The 11,676-nt window shown below is 52.6% G+C and carries 10 protein-coding genes; 3 read left to right on the top strand and 7 right to left on the bottom strand.

What is annotated here, in order from left to right; translation table 11 throughout:
- Positions 1-3 precede the first annotated feature (3 nt).
- Positions 4-915 (top strand): ABC transporter permease, encoded by a 912-nt coding sequence (locus tag GYMC10_RS23225; RefSeq protein WP_015736779.1) that lies wholly within the window; start codon positions 4-6, stop codon positions 913-915.
- Entirely contained in the window at positions 915-1,844 is a 930-nt protein-coding gene (locus GYMC10_RS23220) for a carbohydrate ABC transporter permease (protein WP_015736778.1), read from the top strand. The genes GYMC10_RS23225 and GYMC10_RS23220 overlap by 1 nt, the downstream gene beginning before the upstream one ends.
- Before the next feature lie 193 nt (positions 1,845-2,037).
- Here GYMC10_RS23220 and GYMC10_RS23210 read toward each other — a convergent pair whose 3' ends face one another.
- Entirely contained in the window at positions 2,038-2,925 is an 888-nt protein-coding gene (locus GYMC10_RS23210; protein WP_015736777.1) for a LysR family transcriptional regulator, read from the bottom strand.
- 133 nt (positions 2,926-3,058) lie between these two features.
- Here GYMC10_RS23210 and GYMC10_RS23205 point away from each other — a divergent pair, with 133 nt between their 5' ends.
- A complete protein-coding gene (locus GYMC10_RS23205; RefSeq protein WP_015736776.1) occupies positions 3,059-3,739 on the top strand; it encodes an O-methyltransferase in 681 nt (226 codons plus the stop codon).
- Positions 3,740-3,897: 158 nt separating this feature from the next.
- Here GYMC10_RS23205 and GYMC10_RS23200 read toward each other — a convergent pair whose 3' ends face one another.
- From GYMC10_RS23200 to GYMC10_RS23175, 6 genes are all read right to left on the bottom strand, one after another.
- On the bottom strand, positions 3,898-7,065 hold the full coding sequence (locus GYMC10_RS23200; RefSeq protein ID WP_015736775.1) for an MMPL family transporter: 3,168 nt from the start codon (positions 7,063-7,065) through the stop codon (positions 3,898-3,900).
- Positions 7,062-7,514 (bottom strand): MarR family winged helix-turn-helix transcriptional regulator, encoded by a 453-nt coding sequence (locus GYMC10_RS23195; protein WP_015736774.1) that lies wholly within the window; start codon positions 7,512-7,514, stop codon positions 7,062-7,064. Before GYMC10_RS23195 ends, GYMC10_RS23200 begins: the two co-directional genes overlap by 4 nt.
- Before the next feature lie 189 nt (positions 7,515-7,703).
- Positions 7,704-8,900 carry an oxalate decarboxylase family bicupin gene (locus tag GYMC10_RS23190; protein ID WP_015736773.1) on the bottom strand — a complete coding sequence of 399 codons (1,197 nt, stop codon included), beginning with the start codon at positions 8,898-8,900 and terminating at the stop codon, positions 7,704-7,706.
- 193 nt (positions 8,901-9,093) lie between these two features.
- Positions 9,094-9,648 (bottom strand): HXXEE domain-containing protein, encoded by a 555-nt coding sequence (locus GYMC10_RS23185; protein WP_015736772.1) that lies wholly within the window; start codon positions 9,646-9,648, stop codon positions 9,094-9,096.
- A gap of 136 nt (positions 9,649-9,784) precedes the next feature.
- A complete protein-coding gene (locus GYMC10_RS23180; RefSeq protein WP_015736771.1) occupies positions 9,785-10,408 on the bottom strand; it encodes a TetR/AcrR family transcriptional regulator in 624 nt (207 codons plus the stop codon).
- A 292-nt stretch (positions 10,409-10,700) separates the two neighbouring features.
- Positions 10,701-11,597 (bottom strand): LysR family transcriptional regulator, encoded by an 897-nt coding sequence (locus tag GYMC10_RS23175; protein WP_015736770.1) that lies wholly within the window; start codon positions 11,595-11,597, stop codon positions 10,701-10,703.
- Positions 11,598-11,676: the final 79 nt, after the last annotated feature.

The raw sequence follows: 11,676 nt of genomic DNA, 5'->3' as shown, positions 1-11,676 counted from the left end.
GATATGGGGCCTCGCAAAAGATTGGACACCTTCAGACGTGATTACCAGCTGTGGATTATGATTTTTCCGGCGATTGCCGTCATTCTGTTGTTTAACTACGTGCCGATGTACGGCATCCAGCTTGCGTTTAGGGATTACGATTTCAGCCAAGGCTTGACCGGCGGAGAGTGGCGCGGGCTCGCCTACTTTCAGCAATTCATCGACAGTTACCTGTTCACCGATTTGATGCGAAACACGTTTCTGATCAGTCTGGCCACGATCGTGCTCGGCTTTCCGGCCCCGATCATCTTAGCGCTCATTCTAAACCAGATTCGCCGAAAAAGAATGAAGCAGGTGATGCAGACCACCGTATACCTGCCCCATTTCATATCCATCATCGTGCTGGTCGGGATGCTGAACGTGCTGCTGTCCTCCGAAACCGGCGTTGTCGGTCACTTTATGAAGTCGGTGGGGCTGGGGCATATCAATTTGTTAGCCTCCACCTCGACCTTTATTCCGGTGTACGTGCTCTCCGACATATGGCAGCACTGCGGCTGGAACAGCATTATCTATCTTGCGGCCTTGTCCACCGTGGATCCCCAGCTGTATGATGCAGCCAAGATCGATGGGGCCAGCCGCTGGCAGACGATCCGGTACGTCGACATTCCCGCACTCGTTCCAACCATCATCATCCTGTTCATTCTCAGCATGGGGAATATCCTCGGGACCGGCTTCGAGAAAATATTCCTGATGCAGAATTCGCTGAACCTTCCCGTCTCGGAGGTCATAGCCACCTATGTTTACAAAATCGGGATCATCTCCAACCAGTTCAGCTTGGCTTCGGCCATCGGTTTGTTTAACACGCTCATCAATTTCGTATTTCTGTATGCGATGAACACGATATCGAAGAGAATGTCGGAAACGAGCTTATTCTAATGATTGGGGAAGGAGAAACGGTTGTGGAACATGAAACTGCCAGAATGCGCATCAACGGCAAGGAGCTGGGATTTAAGATCATCTTGGGTTTTCTGTGCGTTTTGATTTTTCTGCTGATTGCGTATCCGCTGTATTTTATCATCATTGCTTCGTTCAGCGACTCAACGCTCGTCTCTACGGGGAAGGTCATGTTTATCCCCAAAAATGTTAGTTTTTTCGGTTACCAGGAAATTTTCAAGGATATGCGGATTTGGACCGGCTACCGAAATACGTTGTTTTACACGGTGTTCGGCACCCTGGTGAACATGCTGTTCACGCTTCCGGCAGCTTATGTGCTGTCCAGAAAGGAATTTCGCGCCAGACGCATCATTATGTTTATTTTTGTGATCACGATGTTCTTCAACGGCGGGCTGATTCCGACCTATTTATTGATGAAGGGTCTTGGCTTGACCAACACGATCTGGGTGTTTATTCTCCCGTTCTCCGTGAATGTGTTTTATTTGATCATTGCGAGGACGTTCTTTGAAAACTCGCTGCCGCAGGAGCTGCACGAAGCCGCCGTCATGGACGGCTGCTCTCACTTTACCTTCTTCTTCAAAGTGGCTTTGCCGCTGTCCAAAGCGCTGGTCTCCGTCATCGGGCTCTATTATTTGGTGGGGCATTGGAACGATTTCTTTACGGCGCTGATCTATATCCGGGATACGAAGCTCCAGCCGCTGCAGATCGTTCTGCGGGATATCCTGCTGTCGAACCAGGTATTCTCGAGCGGTGCGGGAACGGGCGGGGATGCCGGAGGGTACGCGCAGCGATATGCCGACCAGATCAAGTACGGCGTCATTATCGTCTCGACGCTTCCGATTCTGCTCATTTATCCGTTTATGCAAAAATATTTCGAGAAAGGCGTCATGATCGGCTCCATTAAAGGGTGACGCGCGGCGATTTTCCGCGATCGTACCCTAAACGTATGAAAACGGAAGGGCAGATCCAAGTGAACAGAACGCAAATAAACAACCCGTATGCCGGAGCAGCATACGGGTTGTTTTCTCTGACAAGGCCCCAAGGAAGAATGCAGGCAAGCTCCAAAAAGCGCAGCTCCATCTTGCCAAAATACATACGGTTATATTATGGCCGTTCCCGAATCATCTCCACGAAATTCATGGCGGCAGCGGATAATGCTTCATGCTTGCGGGTGCAGACCGCAATGATATTTTGCAGCTCGATGCCATCGACGTATACCTGGCTGAGCTCGCCGCGCTCCACGTATTCCCGCACCACGAGCGAAGACACGAAGTTGGCTCCATATCCGGCAATGACGGCCGTGATCGCTTCGTGCAGGCCGTTGAATTGCAGCGTGATGCGGGGCGAAGGCGCGCTGTGGGTGCGGCATAAGGCAAATAACCTTTCTCGCGTTGAGCTTCCCTCCTCCCGCATGACAAAGGGCTCTCTCATCATCTCGTCCAGGGAGATATGCTGATTGGCATAACGGTGGTCGGGGGAGACGACAAACCACAGCTCATCCCGGAACAGCTCCTCGGTCTGTATCGTATCCGGCGATTCCTCAGGGAGGCCGCCGTATATCGCAAGATCCACGTCCATGTTCAGCAGTTGCTTAAGCGCATCGCTGGAATTCGTGGTGGTAATGCTCATTTCGACGTCTTCGTACCGCTGCTTGTATTTTGCGAGCCAGGCCGGCAGAAGAAAATGGGAGGGAAGGTAGGTTGCGGCCAGTCGGATATGCCCCCTCGAACCGCTGCGGTAATCCCGGCAGAATTGTTCGATCTGCTGCTCAACCGAGAAGAGCCTTTTGGCAAGGGGGAGCAGCTCGGCGCCAGCCTGCGTCAATCCGATGCCTCTGCCCTGCGGCTTGAACAGGGTAAGGGAAAGCTCCTTCTCGAATTTCTTAACCTGTGCCGTTATGGCCGGCTGGCTTATATTTAATAATTCGGCAGCCCGGGTGACGCTGCCGGTTGTGGCAATGACGTGAAACAGCCGTAAGGCATGTAAATTCATATGGAGCCGCACTCCTGTCTTATTTATATATTATATTTATATAAATTATTTAATTATATATTATTTTTATAATAATAAATCACATACAATGAATGTGTAAAATCCAATTTGAAGTTTAAGGGAGGAAACAGGCATGAAAGCGAATGCGAATGATGCTGCGACTTGGGGCAAAGTGGACGATTATGTGACGGAACATTTGATTCCTTATGACAAGGTGCTGGAGAAGGTGTTGGCCGCAAACCGGGAGGCAGGCTTGCCTGAGATCGATGTATCTCCCGCTCAGGGCAAGCTGCTGAACGTGATCGTTCAGATCAAGGGAGCGAAACGAATCTTGGAGATTGGTACGCTTGGCGGTTACAGCACGATCTGGATGGCTAGGGCGATCGGGACAGAAGGGCGGCTGATTTCATTGGAGCTCGATCCGCATCATGCGAAGGTTGCCAAATCCAACGTAGAGTTGGCTGGACTGGAGGATAGGGTCAGCATCCGCGTAGGCGATGCATTGGCGCAGTTGGAGCAACTGGCTAAGGAAAAGGCGGAGCCGTTCGATCTGATCTTCATCGATGCCGATAAACCGAACAATCCGAATTATTTGAAGTGGGCGCTGCAGTTCTCCAAGGCCGGCACCGTCATCATTAGCGATAATGTCATCCGGAACGGAGAAGTCATCGATTATCACAGCACAGACCCTCGGGTGCATGGCATCCGAAAATTCATGGATATGCTGTCGGCAGACTCCTCGATTGCCGGCACGGCCATTCAAACGGTTGGAAGCAAGGGATATGACGGGTTCTATATCGGAATTGTGCAGTAGAGGACATAACGGCCCGTACCATACTCTGAATGCGATAGCCCTGCCCTTACGGAAGAATGGTATGAAGATTCCGATGTTTGGGAGGGAACGACAAAAGGGCTGCATCCCCCGTATGCCTAACGAGGGTGCAGCCCTTTTTATCGTATTCAACATGTTAATTACATCTTCAGGTCATGACCCGTTCTGGAAGCGTCGCCCTGTTCCTTAGGGCTGAACGGCCACCAGTTGGCCCGGCCGAAGATGCGAACCATCACCGGCACGAAGAATGGCAGGAACAGGAGAGCATAAAGCACAAGTCCAACCAAGACGACCGTGGCGATCTGCATCATGGACAATACGCCGGATGGATACATGGCCGCAAAGGTACCGCCAAGAATGACCACCGCGGACAGAATGACCGTGCCCATGTTGCGCATGGCATGGAGAATGGCATCCTGAACGTTCCAGGCTTTGTTCTCGTTGAAGCGTGCCATCAGGAAAATGCTGTAATCCACCCCTAGCGCAATCAGCATCACAAAGCTGAAGAACGGCGTGGCCCAAGTAATGCCGGAATATCCGAAGCCGTGGACGAAGATCATCTCCGTAACGCCGACGGCGGTAAAGTACGTGATGACAAGCGAAATAATCAGGTAGATCGGCATCACGATGGATCGCAGCAGCACGACCAGGATAATGAAGATTCCGCTCAGCATGAGAATCACGGTACGCGTGTAATCTTCATTCGAGATGCTCTGCAAATCGTTGTTGGTGCTGGTAATGCCGCTGATGGCAACCTCGGCGTTCTCCAGCTTCGTGTCTTTTACTGCACGGTCGACGGCTGCCTGAATCTGTTCGACGCTGCCCAGCGCTTCTTCACTGTACGGATTGGTTGACAGCACCACATCCAGCGTCATCACTTTGCGGTCATCGGACAAGTAGGTATCGAATACCGTCTGGAATTCTTCGTTCTCCAGGGCTTCCTGCGGGATGAAGAATCCGCTGAGGTCCTCATCCTGAACGTCCTGAATTTGCTGCAGGTAATCCTGAGCGGAATGCAGTCCGTCCGAAATTTGTTTCAGCCCGTCGGCGCTGGAATTCAGTCCTTCCGTCAGCTCTCCGATCTGTCCGGTAAGATCGCCGAACCCGTCGGCAAGCTGCTTCTGGCCGCCTTGCAGCTGGTCCAGTCCGCCCGTAATGGAAGGGATCTGGCTTACGATTTGGCCCTGCCCGTTAGCGGCTTGCGAGAGGCCGGATTGAAGCTCTGCGATCCCGGACACAAGCTGCTGAAGACCGTCGGCAAGCGCCGTTTGACCTGCGGCTGCCTTGGCGTAGCCGGCGTTGGCTTCCGATAAGCCTGCCGATGCGCCCTTAAGCTGCTCGGAGATCTGTCCCAATCCCGCGGCCAATTCGGCCGTGCCTGCTGCCGTTTGGGTAACGGTGCCTTTAATCGTTTGATAATCGGTATCCTGAACGAGTTCCGGATGGCTGCTCTCCAATCCCGTGAAGGAGCCTTCAAGTCCTTTCAGAGCAGCGGCAACGCCGCCCAACTGTTCCTGGATTCCGGCAACGCCGCCGTTTAGGGCCGCTAATCCGGTGTCGAGCTGCTTGTAGCCTTGAAGCAGCTGGTCGTGGGCAGCAGCCAACTCTTTCGCGCTTTGCGCTGCCTTGGCGAGTCCGGCTTTGAGCTCGCCGGCACCGGCGCTTCCGCTTTGTATCCCTTTTTGAATGGCGCTGAGACCCTGACCCAGCTCGGTGATGCCGTCCTTCAGGTCGGCCGTTCCCTTCGTCAGCTCTTGCGCTCCCGCAGCAGCCTCATTCAGCTTCGGCGCATTCTCGCTGAGCTGCTTGCCTGCTTCGGAAAGTCCGTTCTGAATTTGGGTCAGCCCGTCTTTGGACTCCCCGAGTCCTTCGTTTAACGTTTTGACTTGAGTTGGAATGAGGAAATCGTTGATTTGCTCGCCGGTTGGACGCGAAAGTCCGCGAACGCTCGAAACGCCTTCAACCTTTTCCACTTCCCGGCTGATTTTTTCCGCGAGTCCCATGTACTCCGCCGTATCCATCCGGTCATCGTTCTTGATCACGATGGTGGAAGGCAGCGACTGCCCGGGACCGAAGCTGTCCGAAATGATATTAAAGCCCTTGACCGAATCATAACTCGGACCGATTTCCTCCAGGCTGTTAAACGACAGCTTGCCGCTGTACGTAGCGAGGAAGGGCCCGACGATGACGGCCACGACGAGCATGGCGGCCCAAGGACGCTTGAGGGAGAAGGAACCGGCCGCTCCCCATAGTTTATTTTCGCTGTGTTCCAGCTTGCCGCGTGACGGCCAGAAGAGTTTCTTCCCGAGGACCGCCATGAAGAACGGCACGACCGTGACTAACGCAAGAAGCATAACCGCGATGCCGATGGCAACCGCAACCGCGGATTTATACAGAATGAACTTGGATAAACCGATGGCTGCAAAGCCGACGAATACGGCAAGCCCGGAATAAAGCACGGTGCCGCCGGCTTTCCGATAAGTTTCGATAATGGCCGATTGGGTATCTTCGGACGTGGTGAGTTCTTCCTTAAACCGGCTGATCAGCAGGATGCAGTAGTCGGTTCCGATCCCGAACATGACGGCCACCATAAAGATCTGGGTGAAAGTGGATATCGGGAAGTTGAACTGGTCCACGAGAAATGATACGACCGACTGGGACACGAGATAACTAAGCCCCACGGTCAACAGCGGCACGAACGGTGCCACGAAGGAACGGAAAACAACGAACAGGATCAACAGAATAAAGATGACCGTAATATATTCCGTTTTCTTCAGGCCTTCCTCGGAGCTGACGATGGTATCTTCGTTGATGAGACCTTCGCTGGTCAGATAATGATCGGCTTGAACGCCTTCGAGCACCTGATCGACCTTCCCGGGCAGCTCTTTCACGGCTTCTTCGCCCCCGCTGACCTGAAGCGCGACCATGATGGTCTTGCCGTCTTTGGCGATGAGCGTGTCTTCCAGCTCCGTCTGCGTGAACGGTTCATTAATGGAATCGATGTGAAGGCTGTCTTTATTGTCGTTTAAAGCTTGAACGCCCAGCCGGATGCTTTCCTTATCCGCTTCGCTTAACCCGTCGGGTTTGTTGAAGACAAGCGCAACCTGGTTCAGAGTTTCCCCGCCCTCGCCCCCGGAGGCTTCCTTCAGGATTTCAGCCGCGCGCGAAGAGGTGTATCCATCCGGCACGGATAGCTGGCCCTTCTCCCGCACCAGGTCCGCCATGGAAGGCGCGAACATAAACAGCGCGACGGCGGCCACCAGCCACAGCACGATGATGGCCCATCTTGCTTTCAGTATAGCTTTCAATTCTTTCTCCCCCCTGATTCAAACATCAATTGCCCCAGTTTCTCGAACATCGAGATAAACATTTCGATATCTTTTTCTTCAAAATGCTGCAGGTAAGGGGAGACGATCTCCCTTATCTGCTCCTGGGCCGATTCAAAAATCGTATGTCCGTACTCCGTTAAAGTCAGATACACCAGCCTGCGATCCGCTTCGTCTCGGGTTCTGTCGATAATGCCGGCATCCACGAGGCGGTTGACGATGGCCGTGACCGAGCTTTTGCCGACCGCGAGCGCTTCCGCCAGATAGGATGAGGTACAGCGATCCATGCCGTTGATCAAGCGTACCACCTGAAACTGGTCGCTGGTGAGGTCTTCGCCGAGCTGCTCTCGGATCTGGGCATTGATCCGCCGCGATACCAGCAGGTAGACATCGACATAGCGGTCGATCCACTGCCTTGCTTTGTCGTTCAATGATAGTTCTCCTCTCAAATAGTTCACGTATGAAATAGTTTCATTAATGAACTATATGGCAGAAGGAAGGAAAAGTCAATCTCAGCATGAGAGCACATGCAGACCGCCTCGGAATCAAGCCCTTTGGCAGGCCTGCAAGCTCTTTTGGTAAAACGGGCTATGTCTGAGACAAAGAAGGGGAGTGGAGCGTTATCGCGGATAATACGAAAATCCCGGATATTTTACGACGGGCCACTTCTCCTTGCGCAAAGCGTCGGTGACTTCGTTTCCGACGTTCAGGTTATCCCGGACCAGATCCCGAGGGGTCAAGGCCATCCATTGATTCAAGGATATATCCTCGAACCGGTCGCTTCTGAACATTTCCAGAAACCATAAGGATTCCGTCCCCGTGTTCTGTATGTAGTGACCGAAGGCAAAAGGCACGTAACCGACGTCGCCGGCTCTGTAATCGAAGGTCCGAGCCGCTCCATTGCCTGCAAATACGGTCATTCGTCCCTGCCCGGTCAAGTAATACTGCCATTCGTCCTGATTCGGATGCCAATGGAGCTCTCTCATGGCGCCAGGTTTGATCTCGACTAACGCGGCAGCAACGGTTTTGGAGATCGGAAAATTGCGGGAATCCACGATCCTTACGCTTCCGCCAGGGGTTATGATCGGTTCTTGCGCCAACAGCCGGTGCTTGAAGCTGAGCGGCACCGTTCCGTAGGGAGACTGCACCTCCTGGCTGGCAAGCGAACCCGGTACCTGGTCTTGAAAAATATAAACCTGCTCCTTAGGGATATGATCAAACGCGTTCTCCGGCACGCCGAAGTTGGCGGACAACACGTCCTTAGGCGTGTGGGCAAACCAGTCGGAGATCGATAAGGTGTTCAGGTCCGAGAAGTGGCCGTCGTCAAAGACCAGCAGAAATTCACAGCCTTCCTCGAGTCCTTGGATCGAGTGGGGGAGGCCGGCCGGAAAATACCAAAGGTCGCCCGGTCCCACATCCGCGATAAAATTCCTGCCGCTTGCATCCATGGCCGTAATCCTGGCGATGCCCCATATCATATAGGCCCATTCCGCCTGCTGATGCCAATGCAGCTCCCGAACTCCGCCGGGCGTCAGGCTCATGTTCACGCCGGCCAGCGTGGTTGCAATCGGCAGGTCCCGTACCGTAATTTCCCGCGACCAGCCGCCATGATTCAGCTGCATATGCGTGTCGGAGAACGACATTTTCAGATTCGGCATCAAGCCCGCATCCGTGACCGGAGGGACAAGCATGTCGGGATTCTCGATATCCCTCATCACATCCCGCGGACCATAGTCCGGCCCGCCAGCACCGTCGCTGCGAATCGGCTGGGGTATACGGCCGGCATTTTCTCGTTTCTGGTTCTGATCCTCCATCATCGGTATCTCCCTCCACATGGTTTTTACGAAACGCATCCGTTTAAACTGCCATCCATTAAGTTTATGAGCCGGCGCTTGGCTAATATGTTGAGGAAGCGAGGTTGCCCAGGGAGAGATTCGCAATGACATATCTCACGTTCAATCGAAAAGAGTGTTGACATTTGAAAGCGCTGCAGGGCACCGTTATCGGAGCCTACGTATTTATGCGGTGCGGCGCGATTCGTTTCCCAAGCGTTAAACCAAACCACACCAGAAACAGAATGAGCGGCATGGAGATCAGGGTTCCCATCGCGAATGCCGTGGCATCCACGATTCCAGTGGACAGCAGGCGGTTGAGCGCATAAATTCCGTAAGGAATTTCAAGGAACGCAGCTGTAATGACGCCAGGGGTGTATGCTTTCAGCGCGATTGAGGCCCCCACATGTTTCACGCCGTCCAGCAGGAACACCGTAACGAACCCCGCGAACAGGGCGTTGAACGGGCTGCCGATATGGAAGATATGCGCCGTTAGAAACGTTACGCAGGTGAGGATGAACCCGATCAGCAGTACGGCAAAGGAGAATTGCAGGGTGATGTTCTTATCCCACGAAATGGAGACGGGCGAAAATTTCGTGATCCAGGGGCTGTTCTTGTTCTTCCTGAGCCACCATTCCATCGTGGCAATTTCTTCTCCGTCGTGAATGAAAAATACAACCGGCAGCAGCCACAACAACATGACGAAATTCCAATCCGGCATGAATGACAGCATAATCCTCATTTCTCCCTTCAAACCATATTAGCGATGCCTAACGAAAAGAAACTGAGTAAACACTCAAATTGTGAAGATAAAAGAAGCCGATGCAGCATGTTCTATACGGCCATCAGCTATTTGTACACATCGTTTTTCACGGAGAGAAGACGTCATGATCCGGTTCTTCGTTCATCCCATGCAGCAGCAGCCGGACGAGCTCGCGAATATAGGATTCGTCCCCGAGCGGGAGCGCTTCCTCTCCGAAACGGAAATGGAGCATGCTATAGACCAGGATGGACGAGGTCATCATCATCATGGCAACCTGAACCGTGTGTTCCGGTTGACGACTCGATCCCGCCGCCTGTTTGAGCATGCTGCTGCTTACAGTCCCAAGACCACCGATCAGCCGCAAAACCTCTTTTGATACCTCGGCATCCTTCATGAGTTCAGGTGACCAGATGAGCATCAGATAATCCATGTTCGTCCTGAGGAACTGGAGATATGCGATGCCGTATTGAAACAGGGCCTCGTCCGCAGGAAGCTTCGACAATTCACCTGCATCCTCTTGAAGCTGCGCAGCAAAGGAAAAATTGTTCACAAGAAAGAGCAGCAGCTTCCGTTTATCTCCAAAGTGGTAGAAGATCAGCCCCTCGGCCACGCCGCTTTCGGCCGCAATCTCTTTGGTTGTCGTTTCATGGAATCCCTGCTGGGAGAACAGCTTCAGAGCGGCGTTCAATATCCGTTCCTTCTTGGCATTTCGACGGGTTGTTGTAGGCATAGTCAGATGTCTTTCTCCTTTGGAATGAAATAGGCAAAACTTCCTTGTGGAGCTTCCGGTTTCCATGGATGCTAAATAGTCATGAGTGATGAATTCAAAATACTGAGTGTTTACTCAAAAGTATAATCACTCCCCAAATATTGTCAACCCTCGAAGTATCACCGCAGGGACTGTTCATTGTGGTCTTGTTCTACCAAGGTGCACGGACAGACAACGTGCCCAAGTGGAATAGCCAGAGAGTGAAACGGCGCTGCAGGGTTTGAAATTTCGATATCATAAAAAACCACGTCGTTTACGACGTGGTTATGTCTCTCTTACCGTGATCCGCATAATATTCGACGAGGTAATCGCGGAAGGAAATCGCGGCCTTGGACAAGTATCTGGATTCCAGCCATGCGATTTGGAATACCCGGCGTGCGAGAGGTTCTTGAATGCTGAGCTTCGTCAGCTTTAATTCCTCGCTGCTTCTGCATTCCCCGATTAAAGCCACGCCAAACCCCGAACGGACCAGATCGGCGATGGTCCCGGGGTCTTCCACCTCGCAGACGACCTTCGGTTGAAAACCGGCTTGTTTGCAAAACTCGTTATTCATCTTCTGATACGGATGGCCCTCTTTATAACCCACAAAGGATTCTCCGGCAGCCTCGCTTAAGCGGATGCGATTGTTTCCGGCTAAGCGGTGGGTGGGAGGGACTGCCAAGAACACTTCTTCCACGTGCAATGGCAAGCTGCGTATATCCGGATGCCGAACGGGCATGGAGGTCAGAAAGAAGTCCACTTCATTATGTTCAATCGTCTGAACCATATCCTCCATCGAGGACTGGATAATATGAAAGTTGACCTTCGGATGTTCGCGCAGAAACAAGCGTAAAGGCTCGCGGAGCTGCTCCATGTTGGACAAGGCCAAATGAATGCGCCCATGCTCCAGCCCCGCAAGATCTTCCACTTCCCGCCTTCCCTCTTCCAGCAGCTGCAGGGCAGCTTTGGCTTTCGCCAAAAATGCTCTGCCGAACGGATTGAGGCGGATTTGCCTGCCTTGGCGTTCAAATAACGGAACCCCGAGATTCTCTTCGAGTCTGGAGATCGTCTTACTGAGCGCCGGCTGAGCAATATGGAGCTCCTCTGCGGCTTTGGTCATATGTTCAAGCCTTGCTACGGTAACAAAATACTTCAGCTGCAACATTTCCATTACGGTTCACCGTCCCTGCTTATATACTCCAGTATATATATACATAGATTATTTTGTATTTTTTATTATCTATCGATGA

This window comes from Paenibacillus sp. Y412MC10 (genome assembly GCF_000024685.1).
GTDB classification, from domain to species: domain Bacteria; phylum Bacillota; class Bacilli; order Paenibacillales; family Paenibacillaceae; genus Paenibacillus_AQ; species Paenibacillus_AQ lautus_A.
The sequence above is the reverse complement of the archived record's forward strand: the minus strand, read 5'-3'. Positions and strand labels throughout refer to the sequence as shown.